We start from the raw sequence: 18,997 nt of genomic DNA, 5'->3' as shown, positions 1-18,997 counted from the left end.
TTCGACAGCCTGCCAGCATGTGGCGTTGTGACGGGTAATGGGTATGCGGGGATCCGCGAAGGCGGGCCGTACTTCGACGATCTGTCGAGGGGTCAGGTCTTCGACTGGGCGCCGGTGGCGACGCTCTCGGCGGGCCTGGCCGCCGCTCATCAGGCGATCGTGGGGGACCGGTTGCGCCTGGCCCTGGACGCCGACCTGTCCGCCGCGGTGACCGGCGGGCCGGGGCCGCTGGCACATCCGGGGCTGGTCTGCGATGTCGCCATCGGGCAGAGCACGCTGGTCACCCAACGGGTCAAAGCCAACCTGTTCTACCGCGGGCTGACCTTCCATCGATTTCCGGTGATCGGCGATTCCCTGTACACCCGCACCGAAGTCGTTGGGCTGCACGCCAACTCGGCCAAGCCGGGCCGCGCGCCGACGGGACTGGCGGCGTTACGGATGATCACGATCGACCAGGCCGATCAGCTCGTGCTCGATTTCTACCGCTGTGCCATGTTGCCCGCCGGCCCGGACTTCAATCCCGACGACGCGCCCGCCGATGATCTGTCCACGATCGGTACCGATGCGGCACCGCCCGCCGTTGCGCCGGCCGCGCATTGGGACGGCGAAGTCTTCCGAAAGCGGGTGCCCGGGCCACATTTCGACACCATCATGGCGGGCGCGGTGCTGCACAGCACCGGCGACGTGGTCAGCAGTGCACCGGAACTGGCCCGGTTGACCTTGAATATTGCTGCAGCACACCATGATTCGCGTGCCGGCGGACGTCGGCTGGTGTACGGCGGGCACACCATCGGGCTGGCGCTCGCCCAAGCCAACAGGCTGCTGCCGAACCTGGGGACGGTACTGGGCTGGGAGTCGTGCGATCACACCGGGCCGGTGTACGAAGGCGACACCCTGTACAGCGAGCTGCACGTCGAGTCGGCCGAGCCCACCGAGCACGGGGGTGTGCTGGGCCTTCGGTCGCTGGTCTTCGCGGCCGCCGACGGGGCCGGCGAACCCGACCGGGCCGTGCTGGACTGGCGGTTCAGCGCGCTGCACTTCTGAGCCGGAGGACAATGGCCCGGTGAGCAACGCGGCGTCCCGGTGGGGGAGCAGCGGGCTGGCCTGCCTGACGGGCCCGCCCGACGGAGCACCGGACTTCTCCCGCGCCGAGGTGCTGGCCCGCGCCGAGCGGGTCGCGACGACGGTAGGCGGTCATCTCGGCATCGCCGTCGATGCGGCGACGCTGCTGTCCGGGCGGGCAGCATTGCTCGGGTTGAGCCGCGGCGGCCGGATTTCGGCCGGCGGAGGCACCCGGCTGCTTTCGGCGCGCGACGGCTGGTGCGCGCTCACCTTGTCGCGCCCCGACGACATCGCCGCCGTCCCCGCGCTGGTCGAAGTCGACGAGGTGCCCGCCGACCCCTGGCCGATGTTGCAACGTTGGGCCACAACACGTCTGGTATCGGCGATCATCGAACGAGCGAATCTGCTCGATATTCCGGCGGCCGGCCTGGGCGAGGCCGACCCCGCGCCACCGCGGATCCAGCGATTGGGTGGTCGAGGTTCCGCGCGCGGCGTCGCCGGCCTGCTGGTGGCCGACCTGTCGTCGATGTGGGCCGGCCCGCTGTGCGGGCAGTTGCTGGCCGGCGCAGGAGCCGCCGTCGTCAAAGTTGAAAGCCCCCGACGCCCGGACGGCACCCGGGCGGGCAATCGCGAATTCTTCGACTGGATGAACGGCGAAAAGCTGTCTTACTGCCTGGATTTCGATCATCAGGCCGACGATTTGCGCGAGCTGCTTGCGGTCGCCAACATCGTGATCGAGGGCTCGCGACCCGCTGCGCTGACCCGGCGCCGGCTCGGCCCGGATCACATTGCACCGCGAGCGGGCCGAATTTGGTTGCGCATCACCGGCTATGACCAAGACCCCACCCGTCCCGCGTTCGGAGACGACGCCGCGGTGGCCGGCGGCCTGGTCGGTGCGGGGCCGGTGTTCTGCGGCGACGCCATCGCCGATCCCCTCACGGGCCTGGAGGCGGCCGCGGCCGTGGTCGAATCGCTGGCCCGGGGCGGCGGCGAGTTGATCCAGGTGTCGATGGCGGGGATCGCCGCGGGCTACGCGGACCTGCCCACGACGGCGTCGGTCTCGGAATGCGCGGCACCCCAGGCTCCGCCGCCACACCGCCGCGCCGCCGAGCTGGGCGCGGACAACGACGCCGTACGCCGCCTGGTCGCCGAAAGATGGCTCCTTTCATGTTGATTCAGCAAGCGATGCTGCTGGCCGGCACGGTGACCGACATCCGGGTCGGCGCACGGATCGAGGAAATGGGCCAAGACCTGGAACCCCGACGCGGAGAGATCGTGCTCGACGCGCAGGGCGGTACGGTGCTGCCCGGTCTGCACGACCATCATGTGCACCTGCGTTCGGCCGCCGCTGCGATGGATTCGCTGATGCTCGGACCACCCCGTATTCGAACCAGAGACCAGCTGGCAGAAGAACTATCGAAGGCCAGACCGAACATCGACGGGTGGATCCGGGCGATCGGCTACCACGAATCCGTTGCCGGTGAGCTGGATCGGGCCGTGCTCGACGCCATGGTGGCCCGCGTTCCGGTCCGTGTCCAGCACCGCAGCGGCGCCCTGTGGATCCTCAACTCGGCGGCGCTGCGACGACTCGGAATGGCCGAGCACCCCGACGGGCGGCTGCGCGCCAGCGACCGCTGGTCCGAGGCGCTGCAGCGTCACCACGCCGACCTCACCGAGCTCAGTCGGCGCCTGACCGCGGTCGGCATCACCGGAGTCACTGACGCCACACCGGATCTCGATGCGGACGACATGGTGTCGCTGATGGTGGCGCACCGGCACGGCGAGTTCCGGCCGCAGCTGTCGTTCTTGGCCCCGGGTAAGAAGATCCTGCACGATGATCGTCTAGACCTGGAGTCGCTGACCGGATGGATCGCCGACCAGCACGCCGACGGGCGGCCGGTTGCCGTGCACTGCGTGACCGGGGCCCAATTGGTGGTGACCATCGCGGCGCTGCGCGCCGCCGGCGGCCACCCACAAGACCGCATCGAGCATGCCGCGGTCGTCGACGACGACAATCTGACCGACCTCGCCGACCTCGGAGTCACCGTGGTGACCCAGCCGAACTTCGTCGCCGAACGCGGCGATCAGTACCTCGCCGAGATCCCCGCCGCCGAGCACGCCGCGCTGTGGCGCGTTGCCTCCGTGCGAAAAGCCAAGGTGCGCATGGCGCTGTCGACCGACATGCCGTTCGGCCGGGGTGACCCGTGGGCGGCGATGCGCGCCGCGGTACACCGCACCACGCCCAGTGGCGCGGTGCTCGGCGCCGACGAATGCGTCTCGGCGCCAGAAGCTTTGACGATGTTCCTGGGCTATGCCGACCAGCCGGGCCGGCCCAGATCGGTCGACGTCGGACAGCCGGGCGATCTGTGCGTGTTGGCCGCGCCGCCGGCGACGGTGCTGGCCGAGCTGGACGCCGGCCTGGTCGCCGCCACAATCATCGGCGGCATCCTCGCCTACCCGGCGGACTAGCGCGCCACCGCCAGCGCGGTACGCAGAGTCTCACACTGGGTGTCGAAAAAGCGCTGCGACACTTTAACTTTCGGTGCCACCAGGTCGAAGCCGTGGAAGGCGCCGGGGACGATCTCGACCTGGCACGGCACTCCCGCGGCCCGCAGGCGCTCGGCGTAGGCGAGGTCTTCGTCGTGGAACAGGTCGTGTGTCCCCACCCCTATCCACGCCGGCGCCAACCCGGCGAGGTCGTCGCGGCGGGCCGGGACGGCGACCTGCGGGTCGGCGTCACCGAGATACGCCGCCCAGCCGAACTGATTGCTGCGGGTGCTCCACAGTCGGTAGTCCGGCTTTCCGGCGGTCAGCGAACTGCGATCGTCGATCATCGGGTACACCAGCATCTGCAGCAGGGGCGTGACCTCGCCGCGGTCCCGGGCCAGGAACGCCAGGGCCGCCGCCAGACCTCCGCCGGCGCTGGCGCCCGCGATCGCCACCCGCGTCGGGTCCACCGCGGGCAGCCCGGCCAGCCACGTCAGCACCGAATAGCAGTCCTCGACCGGTGTGGGATACGGATGTTCGGGCGCCAGGCGGTATTCCACCGACGCGACCGTGATGCCCAGCCTGGTGCTGAAGTTGTGGCATACCCGATCGTCTTGTGCGGCAGTCCCAATCACGTATCCGCCGCCGTGTATCCACAGCAGCGCCGGTCCGGGCTCGGTGACGCCGGGCGGCCGGAACAGCCGAACGCCGGCCCCGGAGGCCAGGGTGATCGGTTCGGCAGCCTCGGATGCGTCGGATTTGCGAAGCGTCCGCAGTGGAAGCAACGCCCGGATCAGGGACACACTGCGGGGAGTGACCAGTTGTCGCGGGGCGATGCGCGCGATCCGGCGCAAATCGGGGTGAACGTCGCTGTTCGGCACCGGTTCAGTATTACCGCCGGCTTGGCATCGAGTGTTGTCGGCCGGCGAGAACGCGAGTTCGTGCGACGGCGGCGCATAGGCTTATCGAATATGGAGGGGACGTGACGACTTTGGCTTCGCGGTATGTCGACACCGTCCTCGGCAAGATCCACGTGCGGGTCAGTCCCGGAACCGGGTCCGCGGTGCTGATGTGGCCCAGCCTGCTGATGACCGGCGACTTGTGGGCCGGCCAAGCCGCCCATCTCGGGGCAGAGCACCGGGTGGTGCTCATCGATCCCCCGGGCCACGGCGGCAGCGAGCCGCTCAAAGCGATGTTCAGCTTCACCGAATGCGCGCGCTGCGTCGTCGACCTGATGGACGGCCTCGGCATCGACCAGGCCCATTTCGTCGGCAATTCCTGGGGCGGCATGATCGGCGGCACGTTCGCCGCTCAGCATCCTGACCGCATCAGGCACGCCGTTCTGATGAATTGCACCGCCTCGAAAGCCGGTTTCCCCCAAAAGGTGAAATACGGGGCCATGTTGCGGATGGCGAGGATTCTCGGCGGTGTACGACCCCCGCTGACGCGGGAGGTGATCCGCGGCTTCCTCGGGCCCACCACCCTGCGCAACCGGCCCGATGTCGTCGAGAACCTGCGCGCGCGCCTGCACGGTCTCGATATCAGCTCGACCAGCTGGGCAGTGCGCAGCGTGGTCCCCGCCCGGCCGGATCAGCACGCTCTGCTCAGGCGCGTCGCCACCCCGGTGCTGGTCGTGGCCGGCGTCGAAGATGCCACCTTCCCGGTGGCCGAGACGCGGGCCATGGCCGAATCCATTCCCGATTCGTGCTTCACCGTTCTCGACGGAGTCGGGCACCTTGCGGCACTCGAAGAACCCGTTCGGGTGAACCGATTGCTGGATCAGTTCCTGTTCGACCGCGCCGATTGACACACGAAACGCTTCCGGCGAGATTCGTCGCCATCCAAACCGGCTTCGGCTCCGAATCAGGCTCGTGCCGCATTTCGCCTTGCCGAGTGAACAGCGTTGATCGGTGTGGTTAACCCGCGCACGATCGGGGTATCGATCCGAGGGTTGGCCGCTCAGTCGGGCACGATGCGGGGGACGTGAAATGCTGGGGCATCTCTACGAACGGGCACTGGGCGGCGAGCGATGTTGGATTCGTCATGAGGACGGCGAAATTCGAGTGCTGCCCGCGCATCGCTGGCTGGGCGCCCGGTGCTCCCCGAATGGCGGATTCGTCGATGCCCTTGACGAGGTCTTCGACGAGGCCGTCACCCGGATGTGCAGCGGGCCGACGATCGAACTCGGCTGCGGGCCAGGGCGGTTGGTCGCGCGGCTGTTTGAGCGGGGGATACCGGCACTCGGCATCGACCGGTCCGCGACGGCGATCAGGCTGGCCGGTCGCGGCGGGGCCCCGGCCTTGCTGAGCGACGTCTTCGAGCCGCTGCCCGGCATGGGCCGGTGGCAGACGGTGCTGCTGGTCGACGGCAATGTCGGCCTCGGCGGGGACCCGCGACGGATTCTCGCGCGCGCCGCCGAGTTGCTGGGCCGCGGCGGGCACTGCGTGGCCGAGTTCGAGGCCGACGCCATCGGTATTCGCGCACGCTGGGTGCGGCTGGAGTCGGCCTGTGACGTCGGGCCGTGGTTCCGCTGGGCGTCGGTCGGGGTGGACAGTGCCGCCGCCCTCGCGGCGCAAGTCGGGCTGACGTTGACCGGTGTTCGGCTGGTCAGCGGCCGGGTGATTGCGAGCCTGGCGTCGCCGTGAGCGGCCTGGGTGACCGGTTGACCACCCGCTTTCGGAGCCCGCTGCGCGGCCCGTGGCTGACGTCGGTGTTCGGGCTGGTGCTGCTGGTGGCGCTGCCGATCATCACGATCACCGGGCTGCTGTCCTACGTCGCCTACGCGCCGCAACTCGGCCAGGCCATCCCCGCGGATGTCGGCTGGCTGCGGCTGCCGTTGTTCGTCTGGCCCACCCGCCCGTCCTGGCTGTACCGGCTGACCCAGGGCATCCACGTCGGCCTTGGGCTGGTGATCATCCCGGTGGTGCTGGCCAAGCTGTGGTCGGTGATCCCGCGGCTGTTCGTCTGGCCGCCGGCACGGTCGGTGGCCGCGCTGCTGGAGCGGCTGTCGTTGGTCATGCTCGTCGGCGGGATCCTGTTCGAGACCGTGACCGGGGTGCTGAACATCCAGTACGACTACGTTTTCGGGTTCAGCTTCTACGACGCGCACTACTTCGGCGGGTGGGTCTTCATCACCGGATTTCTGATGCACATCGCGATCAAGCTGCCGCGCATGGTCGCCGGGCTGCGGTCGCTGCCGCTGCGCGACGTGCTGCGCACCGGCCGCGCCGACACCCGTCCCGAGCCGGCCGATCCCGACGGCCTGGTGGCCACGGATCCGGCCGAACCGACCATCAGCAGGCGCGGGGCCCTCGCGCTGGTCGGCAGCGGCGTGCTGCTGATCGCGGCGCTCACCGTCGGCCAGACCGTCGGTGGAGCTGCCCGCGGCGCCGCCCTGCTGTTGCCACGCGGGCGGGGCCGCAGTGACTTCCCGGTCAACAAGACCGCGGTCGCCGCGGGCATCACCCACGAAAGTGTCGGCGCGAGTTGGGTATTGGTCTTGCGTGGTGGTCATTCCGAAGTCACGCTGGACCGCGCCGCGCTGGCCGGAATGCCGCAAACCACCGCGCGCTTGCCGCTAGCGTGCGTCGAAGGATGGTCGACCGTCCAGACCTGGAGCGGGGTCCGGCTGGCCGAGCTGGCCCGCATCGCGGGCGTACCCGCGCCGCGCTCGGCCCGGGTGCTGTCGCTGCAGCGAGGCGGCGCCTTCGGTCAGGCGACGTTGCAGGCCAACCAGATTCGCGATCCCGAGGCCCTGCTGGCGCTGCGGGTCAACGGCGCCGACCTGTCCCTGGACCACGGCTATCCGGCCCGGATCATCGGGCCCGCGCTGCCCGGCGTGCACAACACCAAATGGGTGGCCGCCATCGAATTCGAAGGCGGTTGAGATGACAAGACATTCAACACGTTTCGCCGCGATCTACGGATCGCATCCGCTGCACCTGCTGACGATGGTGTGCGGGTTCGCGCTGCTGGGCTACATCCTGTTCACCTTCCAACCGGCGACGCTGTGGAACCCCGAAACCTGGTGGCAGTCGATCGCGGTCTGGTTCGCCGCCGCCGTGGTCGTTCACGATCTGCTGTTCTTCCCGCTCTACGCGCTGGCCGATCGGCTGCTGTCGGCCCGCCCGCCTCGGGGACACCCAAAGGTGCTCGCCCGCAACTACATTCGCGTGCCCGCGATGGGGGCTGGGCTGACGTTGCTGATCTTTTTGCCCGGCATCATCGAGCAGGGCGGGCCCACCTACCTGGCGGCGACCGGACAAACCCAGCAGCCCTTCCTGGGCAGGTGGCTGCTGCTCACCGCGGCGATGTTCGCAATGAGCGCTATCTGCTACACGATCCGGCTCTTCGCGGCGCGTCGGCGCGCCTCGTCCAGCGAAGCTAAAAACCCTGTCTAGGGCAGTGAATCCGGCAATTTAGCAAACATCTATCCGGGTGATTTCGCGTCATGTCCGCCGCTTCTACACAAACGTCAGTTTCCCCTGACGCGGTGGGGGTACAGTCCCCTACATGACGGCGAGGGTCCCCAGCATGACACCCTGTTTGAAATGGTTGCTGCGGGCCCGTCCCGCCGACTATGCGCTGGCACTAAGCGTTGCCGGAGCTTCGCTACCGGTGGTCGGTAAGCACCTGGAACCACTGGGTGGCGTGACCGCGATGGGTGTCTGGGGTGCGCGGCATGCACCGGAGGCTTTTTCTGCCCTGAAGAAGGACTTGCTGACGCCGGGCATCAACGACGCGCGCCGCCGGGACCGGGAAAGCACGCACGACGTGTCCGTCGCCGCCTTGCGCGGCGTGGTGTCGGCCGCGGACCTCGACGCCGAATGGCCGGCGGCCGAGAAGACGCCGCCGATCTGGGACGCGTTGCGGCAGCGCCGCTATCTGTACCGCCGGGCCGTGCATTACGGCGACCACCCCGCGCAGGTGCTCGATGTCTGGCGGCGCAAGGATCTGCCGGCCCAGCCCGCACCGGTGCTGATCTTCGTTCCGGGCGGCGCCTGGGTGCACGGGCGCGCGATGATGCAGGGCACCACCCTGATGTCGCGCCTGGCCGAGCAGGGCTGGGTATGCCTGGCGATCGACTACCGGGTGGCGCCGTATCACCGCTGGCCGCGTCACATCACCGACGTCAAGACCGCGATCGCATGGGCGCGCGCCAACGTCGACAAGTTCGGCGGTGACCGCGATTTCGTTGCGGTGGCGGGCTGTTCGGCGGGCGGGCACCTGTCCGCACTGGCCGGACTCACACCCGACGACCCGGACTTCGAGCGCAGGCTGCCGGAGGGCGCGGACAGCTCGGTGGACGCGGTGGTCGGCATCTACGGCCGCTACGACTGGGAGGACCGCTCCACCCCGGAGCGGGACAGGTTCGTCGAATTCCTGGAGCGGGTGGTGGTCAAGAAATCCATCGCCCGTCACCCCGAGCTGTACCGGGACGCGTCGCCGATCGCGCGGGTGCACCGGAATGCCCCGCCGTTCTTGGTGATTCACGGCAGCAAGGACAGCGTCATCCCGGTCGAGCAGGCGCGCAGCTTCGTCGATCGGCTGCGGGCGGTCTCGCATTCGATGGTCGGGTACCTGGAGTTGCCGGGGGCCGGACACGGCTTCGACATGATCGACGGCGAGCGCGCCGGTGTGGCGGCCCATGCGACTTCGCTGTTCCTCAACCAGATCTACCGCACCAAGTTGCAGATCAGGTCAAAAGAGGTCATCTAGCTCGGCCGCTGAGTAAGGTCCCTGCTTGAGGGGAAGGGGCGGCGATGAAACGGCTGAGCGGCTGGGACTCGGTACTGCTGTACAGCGAGACCCCGAACGTGCACATGCACACGATCAAGGTCGCCGTCGTCGAGATCGACCCGGATCGCCGCGACTTCGACGTCGCCTCGTTTCGCCAGGTCATCGGGGCCAGGCTGAACAAGCTGGAGCCCTTCACGTATCAGCTCGTCGACATCCCGTGGAAGTTCCACCATCCGATGTGGCGCGAGCACTGCAAGGTCGACCTCGACTACCACATCCGCCCGATGCGGTTGCCCGAGCCCGGCGGCCGCCGCGAGCTGGACGACGCGATCGGGCGCATTGCCAGCACCCCGCTGGACCGCGACCGCCCGCTGTGGGAGATGTACTTCATCGAGGGCCTGGCCAACAATCGGGTCGCGGTCGTCGGCAAAATCCATCACGCGCTCGCCGACGGCGTCGCGTCGGCCAACCTGATGGCCCGCGGCATGGACCTGCTGCCCACACCGGACAGCGGCCCGCAGATCACCGACCCCGCGCCCACCAAGCCGCAACTGGTGCGCACGGCATTCTTCGACCACCTCCGCCAGGCCCGAAAGCTGCCGGGGACGTTCCGCTACACCGCCAGCGGTATCAACCGGGTGCGGCGCAGCTCACGCAAGCTCTCGCCGGAGCTGACCATGCCCTTCACCCCGCCACCCACCTTCCTCAACCACCGGATCACCCCGGAACGCCGTTTCGCGACGGCCACCCTGGCGCTCGCCGACGTCAAGGAAACCGGCAAGAAGCGGGGCGCCAAGATCAACGACGTGGTGCTGGCCATCTCCACCGGGGCGCTGCGGACCCTGCTGTTGCGCTACGACGGCACCGCCGAACCGCTGCTGGCCTCCGTCCCGGCGAGCTTCGACTTCTCCCCGGAGCGGATATCGGGCAACTACTTCACCGGGATGATGGTGGCGCTGCCGGCCGACCTCGACGACCCGTTGGAACGCCTGGCCGCGTGCCGCGACAACGCCAACTCCGCCAAGGAGGCGTTTCATCTGGTCGGACCCGAGTTGATCAGCCGGTGGTCGAACTACATGCCGCCACTGGCCACCGAGTCGTTTTTCCGCTGGGCCTCCAGCCGCGACGGCCAGAACAAGGTGCTCAACCTGCCGATCTCGAATGTGCCGGGACCGCGCGAGCGCGGCCGGGTCGGCAGTGCACAGGTCACCGAGATCTACTCGGTGGGACCGCTGACCGCGGGCAGCGGGCTCAACATCACCGTGTGGAGTTACGTCGATCAGCTCAACATCTCGGTGCTGTCCGACGGCGCCACCGTCAAGGACCCGCACGAGGTGACCGAGGCGATGATCGCCGACTTCATCGAATTGCGCAGGGCTGCAGGTCTTTCCGAAGAGCTAACGCCCGTCGAGGCCGCGATGGCGCCGGCCTGACCGGTCCGGCTGCCGCGACGGCCCCGTTTTCTGGTAACGCGACTCTCTCCTGGTGCCAGTGCCATTTCCGTCGGCCGCTACCATCAATCGGTAACAGCCACTGGTTTGCACCGATGCCACCGATTCGAAGGAGATTCGCAGCACCGTGAGCACTGACGAGGCCAACGAGCCCGAGGTCCTGGTCGAACAACGCGGCCGGATCCTGATCATCACGATTAACCGGCCCAAGGCCAAGAACGCGGTCAACCTCGCGGTGGCCAGAGGCCTGGCCGAAGCGGTCGACCGGCTCGACGGCGACGCGGGTCTTTCCGTGGGCATCCTGACCGGCGCCGGGGGATCGTTCTGCGCGGGCATGGACCTCAAGGCGTTTGCCCGGGGCGAATTTCCCATCGTTGAGGGCCGCGGCATGGGCTTCACCGAGCGTCCGCCGACCAAGCCGCTGATCGCCGCGGTCGAGGGCTACGCACTGGCCGGTGGCACCGAGCTGGCACTGGCGACCGACCTGATCGTGGCGTCCAAGGACTCGGCCTTCGGTATCCCCGAGGTCAAGCGCGGTCTGGTCGCCGGTGGCGGCGGGCTGCTGCGCCTGCCGCAGCGCATTCCGTCGGCCATCGCGATGGAGCTGGCGCTGACCGGGGAGAACCTCACCGCGGAGCGCGCCCACGCGCTCGGCATGGTGAACGTGTTGGCCGAGCCCGGGTCGGCGCTGGACGCCGCGATCGAGCTGGCCGAAAGGATCGCCGCCAACGGGCCGCTCGCAGTGGCCGTCACCAAGCAGATCATCGTCGAGTCCCGCAGCTGGAACCCGAAGGACTTCTTTTCCGAGCAGGGCAAGCTGCTGGCTCCGGTGTTCGGTTCCAACGACGCGAAGGAGGGCGCGATCGCATTCGCCGAGAAGCGCGCTCCCCAGTGGACCGGCACCTGAGATCCGATACACTATGTTCGTAGAGTTCGCGTCGGGGCGCAAAAGGGTTGGGATTCAGAGGGATCGAGTATGAGCATTTCGTTGCTTCTCGAGATGGCTGTGTCCAGCAACCCGGATCGCACGGCCGTCGTCTCGGGGGAAACCCGGCTGACGACGCAGCAGCTCAGCGATCTGGCCGACGGCGGCGCCGGGGTCATCGCGGAATCGGGTGCGGCGCACGTGGCCTACGTGGGTGTCGGCGGCGCGATGCTGCCGGCGCTGATCTTCGCCGCGGCCCGCGCGGGGCTGCCGTTCACCCCGCTCAACTACCGGCTGTCCGCCGAAAGCATCCAGACGCTGATCGAGCGGCTGCCCGACCCCCTGGTCATCGTCGACAGCGGCTACCGGGACATGCTCGGCGATTCGTCCAAGCGGGTGATGGATTCCGACGACTTCCTGACCGCCGCCCGCAGCGCCGAGCCGGCCCCCGACAGTCTCGTGTTCCCCGACCCCGAGTCGGTCGCGATCGTGCTGTTCACCTCCGGCACCACCTCGCAGCCCAAGGCCGTCGAACTCTCGCACAACAACCTGACCAGCTACGTCACCGGAACCGTCGAATTCGACTCGGCCGCAGAGCAAGACGCGGCACTGATCTGCGTGCCGCCGTATCACATCGCCGGGGTCGGCGCCGCGCTGTCGAATCTCTACGCCGGCCGCAAGATGGTCTACCTGCCCAACTTCGACGCTGCCGAATGGGTGCGGCTGATCGGCGCCGAGCACGTGACCACCGCGACGCTGGTGCCCACCATGCTGGACCGCGTGGTCTCCGTGCTCGAGGCGGGCGGCCACGAGCTGACGTCGCTGCGCAACCTGGCCTACGGCGGCTCGAAGGTCGGTCTGCCGTTGGTCCGCCGGGCGCTCGAACTGTTGCCGGGGGTGGGGTTCGTCAACGCCTACGGCCTGACCGAGACGAGCTCGACGATCGCGGTGCTGACACCCGACGACCACCGCGCGGCGCAGTCCGCGTCCGAAGAGGCCGCGGTCAAGCGGCTGGGTTCGGTGGGCCGCCCGGTGCCCGGCATCGAGATCGAGATCCGCGACGACGAGGGCAAGGTACTGGCCGCCGGTGAGACCGGCGAGCTGTTCGTGCGCGGCGAGCAGGTCTCCGGGCGCTACACCGGGATCGGCTCGGTTCTCGACGAAAACGGTTGGTTCCCAACGAAAGACATCGCAATGCTGGATGAAGAGGGCTACCTGTTCATCGGCGGACGCAGCGACGACACCATCATCCGCGGCGGCGAGAACATCGCGCCCGCAGAGCTGGAGGAGGTGCTCGTCGAGCATCCGCATGTTCGCGACGTCGCCGTCGTCGGCGTCGAAGACCCGCAGTGGGGACAGGCGATCGTTGCCGTGGTGGTACCGCGGCCCGGCGTCGAACCCGATCCCGAGGAATTGCGGGAGCACGTGCGCAAGAGTTTGCGCGGTTCGCGTACCCCCGACCGCGTAGTGTTTCGCGACGAGCTGCCGACCACACCCACGGGCAAGGTGCTTCGGCGGCAGATCATCGAAGGGTTGCAGGCCGCACCGGTCGAGCAGTAAGCAGAGGACGAAAGATCATGATCAAGAACGGAACCCGTCTCACCAGCCAGGTGTGTGACACCCAGGTGATCGTCGTCAGGAGCTCAGACAGCCTCGACGACCTGCGCTGCGGCGGAGCGCCGATGGTGCCGATCGGCGCCGAGCGCTCGGGCGAACTCGACCCGGCCTTCTCCGGCGGCACCGTGATGGGCAAGCGTTATGTCGACGAGGCGGGCGCCGAGGTGCTGGTGACCAAGCCGGGCGCGGGGAGCCTGAGCATCGGGCAGACCGCCCTTGCACTCAAAGAGGTCAAGCCGCTTCCCGCAAGCGACTGACATCGGGGCTACGCGCCGTCCTGCTTGCCGGGCATCCCATTACGGGTGACGAATTCCCTTGCCTTGATTAGGAATTCGAGCTGTTCGCCGACCTGGCCGAGCGGGCGAACCGAGCGGGTCGAGCGAGCCAGCACGACCGCACCCTCCAGTGCCGAAATCGACATCACCGCCAGCGAGGCGGCATCGTCGTCGTCGAAGCCGTCTTTCGCGAACGCCCGGGTCAATGCCGTGCACCACCGGCCCAAGATCATGCCGGCTTCGCTGGTCAGGTCCTGATCGCTTTCGTCCGAGCTGATCGCGGCCGCGACCACCGGGCAGCCGGCGAGGAAGTCGCCGTCGGTCAGCAGCCGCTCCCAGAGCTGGATGAACTCGCGCAGCAAGGCGCGGGCGCCGTGATCGGCGGCCGCGTCGATGGTGGAGGTGATGGAATCCCCCGAATAGCGCAGCGCTTCGCTCAGGATCTGGTTGCGGCCTTCGGGGAAGTGGTAGTAGACCGAGCCGCGCGGGGCGCCGCTGCGCGCCAATACGGCGTCGATCGTGACGCCGGCGGCTCCGCGCTCACGCATCACCTCGGCGGCGCTGACGAGCATCTTGGTCCGGGTGCCGACGCGCTTCGTCGAGGTGGGTTGCGGGTCGATGTCGCTCGTGGTCGGCACTTTCGTACCTCCTAGGGCCGACGTCATGCAGCGTGCGAATGCCGCGATACCGGCCAATGCATGTTACGCGGGCTGAACCGGAAAGACGGGCGTTTCAGGTCACGCACCTCGCGGGTGTATTGATAGCCGGCGACATTGAGTTCGATGATCCACATGGTATTTCTCCCGGCCTAGTGCTGCTCTCATGTGCCGAAGCCGGCGACTCATGATTATGCTGAGAATCATATAAGACACTGGTCTACTAAGCAAGTTGTTAGAGGTACTAAACTCGCAGACCAGGCAAATATGTGACCTAGGTCATTGATCTTGTCTAACTCCAGGCTGAGTAAACCGTAAGGATTATGCTGTATTGCATAATCCGGGGTTCTGCGATTCACTTTGGCGATGGCGAACAAGTCCAACAGCCCTGCCGATCAAATCCTTCCCGCTCTCGACACCGTGACCCTGGAACGCGACGGCCACGTTTTGCTGATCGGCCTGAATCGACCGCACAAACGCAACTCGTTCGACCGCGCGATGCTCGCCGATCTCTCCCGCGCCTACGCGGTGCTGGAGTCCGATGCCTCGGTCCGGGCCGGGGTGCTGTTCGCGCACGGCGACCACTTGACCGCCGGCCTGGATCTGGCCGACGTCGGCCCGGGCATCGCGTCCGGGGAGAACCCCTTCCCCGACGACGGCCGGGACCCGTGGCGGCTGGACGGCACCTGGACCACACCGCTGGTCGCCGTCGCGCACGGCTGGTGCATGACGCTGGGCATCGAGCTGCTGCTGGCCGCCGACATCCGCATCGCCGCCGCCGGCACCCGATTCACCCAGCTCGAGGTGCGGCGCGGGATCTACCCGTTCGGCGGGGCGACGGTCCGGCTGCCCCGTGAGGCCGGCTGGGGTAACGCTATGCGCTGGCTGCTCACCGGTGACGAGTTCGACGCCGCCGAGGCGTACCGCATCGGGCTGGTCCAGGAGGTCGCCACCGACGCGGCCGCCGCCGTGGCGCGGGCGCGCGACATCGCGCACACGATCGCCGACCGTGCGGCGCCGCTCGGCGTGCGGGCCACGCTGGCGTCGGCGCACCTGGCACGCACTCAGGGTGAAGCCGCCGCGATCGAGCGGCTGCGCCCCGTCGTCACCGAACTCTTCGCCAGCGAGGACGCCGCCGAGGGCGTGCAGTCGTTCATCGAGCGACGCGAGGCCCACTTCCAGGGCCGCTAGCCGCACACTCGGCGTGGAAGGCCTCAGCCCTCGACGGTGTAGCCCATCGGCATCAGCACGCTCTTCTGCTGCGTGAAGTGCTCGACACCCTCCGGCCCGTTCTCGCGGCCGATGCCGGAGTTCTTGTAGCCGCCGAACGGGCAGCACGGGTCGAAGGCATACCAGTTGATGGCGTAGGTCCCGGTGCGGATCTTCTCCGAGATCTCGATGCCCTTTTGGATGTCGGTGGTCCACACGCTGCCGGCCAGGCCGTAGGCCGAATCGTTGGCGATCTTGACCGCGTCCTCTTCGGTGTCGAAGGGGATGATGGCGAGCACCGGCCCGAAGATCTCCTCCTGCGCGATCGTCATCTTGTTGTCGACGTCGGCGAACACCGTCGGCTGGACGAAGAAGCCGTTGTCCAGGCCCTCGGGACGGCCTCCGCCACACACCAGCCGGGCGCCCTCCTCGATGCCCTTGGCGATGTAGCCCTCGACGCGGGCGCGCTGCTTCTCCGAGATCAGCGAACCGATCTGGGCGGCCGGGTCCGACGGCGGTCCGACGGGCAGCGCCTGCACGAATTGGCTTACCGCTTCCACGATTTCGTCGTACCGCGAGCGGGGCGCCAGGATGCGGGTCTGGCCGACGCAGGCCTGTCCGGTGTTCATGATTCCGGAGAACACCAGCATCGGGATCGCCGAAGCGAGGTCGACGTCCTCGAGCAGGATGGCCGCCGACTTACCGCCGAGCTCCAGCGTGCACGGCTTGAGCATCTCGGCGGCGCGACGGCCGATCTCCTTGCCGACAGCCGAGCTGCCGGTGAAGGTGAACAGGTCGACGTCGGGGTTCGACGTCAGGGCCTGGCCGGTTTCGATACCGCCGGGCACCACCGACAGCACGCCCTCGGGCAGGCCGGCCTCGGCGAAGATCTCCGCCAAAGCGTTTGTGGTCAAAGGGGTTTCGGCGGCCGGCTTGAGCACCACGGTGCAGCCGGCCAGCAGGGCGGGACCCAGCTTGTTGACGGCCAGGAACAGCGGCACGTTCCAGGCCACGATCGCGCCGACCACGCCGATCGGCTCGCGGTGCACGATGGACTGCCCGTAGGCGCCGGTGCGCACCTCGCGCCACTTGACCTGGTCGACGGCCGGGCCGGCGAAGAAGTTCATCGCGCCCATCGAGCCCATCCAGTGCATGGTCTCGATGGTGGTCGGCGGCTGGCCGGTCTCACCGGCGAGCAGCGCGCTCAGCAGCTCCTTGCGCTCCTCCATCAGCTTGACCACGTTGGCGATCACGGCCGCACGTTCCTTCGGCGGCGTCGAGGGCCAGGGGCCGTTGTCGAACGCGTCGCGGGCCGCGGCCACCGCCGCGTCGACATCCGCCGCCGCCGCCAGCGGTGCCTTGCCGAAGTAGTCGCCGGTGGCCGGACAGTGCACCTCGATCACCTCAGCGGTCGACGGCTCCGTCCACTTGCCGCCGATGAAAAGCTTGTCGTACTCGGTCTTGATGTCGGTCATATTCCGCCGCTCCTCCTCATCGCTCCGCTCCGCATCGTCGCCGGCGGGCCTGGCGCCACCATACCCAAGCAAAAACGAAACGAGAACATGTTTCATTCTTGCGGTTGGAGCACCAATAGGAGATTACTCACCGCGAACTCGCGCAGCACCGGGACCGACGTCAGCCACCAGGCCCATCGCGGGTGGTAGCGCGGGAATGCGGCCAGCAGCGCCCCGGTGTTTTCGGCCCAGCTCAGCCCCGCTGCCGCCGACACCGCGAACAACGACGACCCGTAGTCGTTTTTGGCGCGATGGCCATGTTTGCGCGCATACCGGGTAGCCGCCCGCTCTCCGCCCAGGTAGTGGGTCAGACCCATCTCGTGCCCGCCGAAGGGGCCCAGCCAGACGGTGTAGGACAGCACGGCCAGCCCACCCGGCTTGGTCACCCGCAGCATCTCGGCACCGAGCTGCCACGGCCGCGGCACGTGTTCGGCGACGTTGGACGACAGGCAGATGTCCACCGAGTCGTCGGCGAACGGCAATGCCATGCCCGACGCCCGGACGGAGGTGCCGGTTGCCCGGGCGAGGCTGGGCCCGGCGGCGTGCATCTCGCCCGGATCGGGTTCCACGCCCAGGTAGTGCACACCGGCGTCGGTGAACGCCTCGGCGAAATACCCGGGCCCACCGCCGACGTCGAGCAGCGTGCGGCCGGCCGGCGATTCGCCCCGGGCGGCCAGCCAGAGGTCGCCGACCATCGCCGCGGTATCGGCCGCGAGTGCGCCGTAGAACCGGGCCGGGTCCGGCTGTTCGTAGCGGAATTCCGATAGCAGCCGCACCGAGCGCGACAGCGTGGCTCGTCGCGCAAAAAGGTCAGTCACCGCCACCGGAAAGACCCTACGTCGGGTAGCGGCTAGGCTGACCAGGATGTCTGGTCTGCGCTCGGTACTGCTGTTGTGCTGGCGCGATACCGGCCACCCGCAGGGCGGCGGCAGTGAGGCCTATTTGCAGCGCATCGGCGCGCAGCTGGCCGCCTCGGGCGTCGCGGTCACGCTGCGCACCGCCCGCTATCCGGGCGCACCGCGCCGCGAGGTCGTCGACGGCGTGCGAATCAGCCGCTCGGGTGGGCGCTACTCCGTCTACGTGTTCGCGTTGCTGGCGATGGCCCTGGCGCGTGTCGGGCTCGGGCCGCTGCGGGGAGTGCGGCCCGATGTGGTCGTCGACTCGCAGAACGGTCTGCCGTTCTGTTCCCGGCTGATCTACGGCCGCCGCGTGGTGGTGCTGGTGCACCACTGCCACCGTGAGCAGTGGCCGGTGGCCGGGCCGGTGTTGGGCCGGCTGGGCTGGTTTGTCGAGTCGTGGCTGTCGCCGCGGCTGCACCGGCGCAATCAGTACCTGACGGTGTCGCTGCCGTCGGCGCGCGACCTGGTCGCCCTGGGCGCGGACAACGAGCGGATCGCGGTGGTGCGCAACGGCCTCGACGAGGCGCCGGCGCAGTCGTTGGAAGGCCCGCGCTCGGCCGTGCCGCGGGTGGTGGTGCTCTCGCGTCTGGTGCCGCACAAGCAGATCGAGGACGCCCTGGAGACCGTCGCCGAGCTGCGACGGCGTGTTCCAGGGCTGCCGGAACTGCATCTCGACATCGTCGGCGACGGCTGGTGGCGCCAGCGTCTCGTCGACCAGGTCCGCGGCCTCGGTATCGGCGACGCGGTGACCTTCCACGGCCACGTCGACGATGTGACCAAACACCATGTGCTGCAAGGGGCTTGGGTGCATGTGCTGCCCTCGCGCAAGGAGGGCTGGGGCCTGGCGGTCGTCGAGGCCGCCCAGCACCGCGTGCCGACCATCGGGTACCGCTCCTCCGGGGGTCTGTCCGACTCGATCGTCGACGGCGTGACCGGGGTCTTGGTGGACACGCGCGCCGAGCTGATGGACCGCCTCGAAGAGCTGCTGTGCGATCCGGTGCTGCGCGATCAGCTCGGAGCCAAGGCGCAGACGCGCAGCGGCGAGTTCTCCTGGGCGCAGAGCGCCGATGCCATGCGCGCCGTGCTCGAGGGCGTGCTGGCCGGCGAGTTCGTCAGCGGCGTGGTCTAATCCGGCGCGCGGCGACCAGCGCGGCCAAGTGGCG

General features: G+C 68.4%; 18 protein-coding genes. 14 read left to right on the top strand and 4 right to left on the bottom strand.

The window, feature by feature from the left end:
• The first annotated feature begins 27 nt into the window (after window positions 1–27).
• From G6N55_RS15365 to G6N55_RS15355, 3 genes are read left to right on the top strand one after another with little or no spacing between them, the layout of a single operon-like run.
• Window positions 28–1,044, top strand: a complete 1,017-nt coding sequence (locus G6N55_RS15365) for a MaoC family dehydratase (RefSeq protein WP_085222481.1) — start codon at window positions 28–30, stop codon at window positions 1,042–1,044.
• Between the two features lie 19 nt (window positions 1,045–1,063).
• Window positions 1,064–2,236, top strand: coding sequence for a CoA transferase (locus G6N55_RS15360; protein ID WP_085222482.1), 1,173 nt, complete (start codon window positions 1,064–1,066; stop codon window positions 2,234–2,236).
• Window positions 2,230–3,531 carry an amidohydrolase family protein gene (locus G6N55_RS15355; RefSeq protein WP_085222483.1) on the top strand — a complete coding sequence of 434 codons (1,302 nt, stop codon included), beginning with the start codon at window positions 2,230–2,232 and terminating at the stop codon, window positions 3,529–3,531. Before G6N55_RS15360 ends, G6N55_RS15355 begins: the two co-directional genes overlap by 7 nt.
• On the opposite strand, the gene G6N55_RS15350 is transcribed toward G6N55_RS15355, so the two are convergent.
• Window positions 3,528–4,430, bottom strand: coding sequence for an alpha/beta hydrolase (locus G6N55_RS15350; protein ID WP_085222484.1), 903 nt, complete (start codon window positions 4,428–4,430; stop codon window positions 3,528–3,530). The two genes, G6N55_RS15355 and G6N55_RS15350, sit on opposite strands and share 4 nt — an antisense overlap.
• 110 nt (window positions 4,431–4,540) lie before the next feature.
• Here G6N55_RS15350 and G6N55_RS15345 point away from each other — a divergent pair, with 110 nt between their 5' ends.
• The 9 genes from G6N55_RS15345 (at window position 4,541) to G6N55_RS15305 (ending at window position 13,538) form a co-directional block, all read left to right on the top strand.
• Entirely contained in the window at window positions 4,541–5,356 is an 816-nt protein-coding gene (locus G6N55_RS15345) for an alpha/beta fold hydrolase (RefSeq protein WP_332103839.1), read from the top strand.
• Window positions 5,357–5,537: 181 nt separating this feature from the next.
• Window positions 5,538–6,194 carry a class I SAM-dependent methyltransferase gene (locus tag G6N55_RS15340; RefSeq protein ID WP_085222485.1) on the top strand — a complete coding sequence of 219 codons (657 nt, stop codon included), beginning with the start codon at window positions 5,538–5,540 and terminating at the stop codon, window positions 6,192–6,194.
• Complete coding sequence (locus tag G6N55_RS15335; RefSeq protein ID WP_085222486.1) at window positions 6,191–7,435, top strand: molybdopterin-dependent oxidoreductase; 1,245 nt, start codon at window positions 6,191–6,193, stop codon at window positions 7,433–7,435. Before G6N55_RS15340 ends, G6N55_RS15335 begins: the two co-directional genes overlap by 4 nt.
• A gap of 1 nt (window position 7,436) precedes the next feature.
• A complete protein-coding gene (locus G6N55_RS15330; RefSeq protein WP_085222487.1) occupies window positions 7,437–7,949 on the top strand; it encodes a hypothetical protein in 513 nt (170 codons plus the stop codon).
• Between the two features lie 112 nt (window positions 7,950–8,061).
• Window positions 8,062–9,267, top strand: coding sequence for an alpha/beta hydrolase (locus G6N55_RS15325; protein WP_085222488.1), 1,206 nt, complete (start codon window positions 8,062–8,064; stop codon window positions 9,265–9,267).
• Between the two features lie 44 nt (window positions 9,268–9,311).
• Window positions 9,312–10,721: a WS/DGAT/MGAT family O-acyltransferase gene (locus G6N55_RS15320; protein WP_085222489.1), complete on the top strand. Its 1,410-nt coding sequence runs from the start codon at window positions 9,312–9,314 to the stop codon at window positions 10,719–10,721.
• Window positions 10,722–10,866: 145 nt separating this feature from the next.
• Entirely contained in the window at window positions 10,867–11,646 is a 780-nt protein-coding gene (locus G6N55_RS15315; RefSeq protein WP_139826863.1) for a crotonase/enoyl-CoA hydratase family protein, read from the top strand.
• 69 nt (window positions 11,647–11,715) lie between these two features.
• The gene (locus G6N55_RS15310; RefSeq protein ID WP_085222491.1) at window positions 11,716–13,224 is read left to right on the top strand and encodes a class I adenylate-forming enzyme family protein; all 1,509 of its coding nucleotides are present in this window, start codon (window positions 11,716–11,718) and stop codon (window positions 13,222–13,224) included.
• Between the two features lie 17 nt (window positions 13,225–13,241).
• Window positions 13,242–13,538 (top strand): hypothetical protein, encoded by a 297-nt coding sequence (locus tag G6N55_RS15305; RefSeq protein WP_085222492.1) that lies wholly within the window; start codon window positions 13,242–13,244, stop codon window positions 13,536–13,538.
• Between the two features lie 8 nt (window positions 13,539–13,546).
• Here G6N55_RS15305 and G6N55_RS15300 read toward each other — a convergent pair whose 3' ends face one another.
• Window positions 13,547–14,128, bottom strand: coding sequence for a TetR/AcrR family transcriptional regulator (locus tag G6N55_RS15300; RefSeq protein WP_085223000.1), 582 nt, complete (start codon window positions 14,126–14,128; stop codon window positions 13,547–13,549).
• Window positions 14,129–14,578: 450 nt separating this feature from the next.
• Here G6N55_RS15300 and G6N55_RS15295 point away from each other — a divergent pair, with 450 nt between their 5' ends.
• The gene (locus G6N55_RS15295; protein WP_085222493.1) at window positions 14,579–15,403 is read left to right on the top strand and encodes a crotonase/enoyl-CoA hydratase family protein; all 825 of its coding nucleotides are present in this window, start codon (window positions 14,579–14,581) and stop codon (window positions 15,401–15,403) included.
• A 23-nt stretch (window positions 15,404–15,426) separates the two neighbouring features.
• Here G6N55_RS15295 and G6N55_RS15290 read toward each other — a convergent pair whose 3' ends face one another.
• Together G6N55_RS15290 and G6N55_RS15285 are read right to left on the bottom strand one after the other, a co-directional pair.
• Window positions 15,427–16,896, bottom strand: a complete 1,470-nt coding sequence (locus G6N55_RS15290; RefSeq protein WP_085223001.1) for an aldehyde dehydrogenase — start codon at window positions 16,894–16,896, stop codon at window positions 15,427–15,429.
• A 92-nt stretch (window positions 16,897–16,988) separates the two neighbouring features.
• Window positions 16,989–17,759, bottom strand: coding sequence for a class I SAM-dependent methyltransferase (locus G6N55_RS15285; RefSeq protein WP_085222494.1), 771 nt, complete (start codon window positions 17,757–17,759; stop codon window positions 16,989–16,991).
• Between the two features lie 40 nt (window positions 17,760–17,799).
• Between G6N55_RS15285 and G6N55_RS15280 the strand changes: the two genes are divergently transcribed.
• Complete coding sequence (locus tag G6N55_RS15280; RefSeq protein ID WP_085222495.1) at window positions 17,800–18,963, top strand: glycosyltransferase family 4 protein; 1,164 nt, start codon at window positions 17,800–17,802, stop codon at window positions 18,961–18,963.
• Window positions 18,964–18,997 lie beyond the last annotated feature (34 nt).

The sequence above is a fragment of the Mycobacterium florentinum genome, from assembly GCF_010730355.1.
GTDB classification, from domain to species: Bacteria; Actinomycetota; Actinomycetes; order Mycobacteriales; family Mycobacteriaceae; genus Mycobacterium; species Mycobacterium florentinum.
This window is presented reverse-complemented; position numbering and strand designations above follow the sequence as displayed.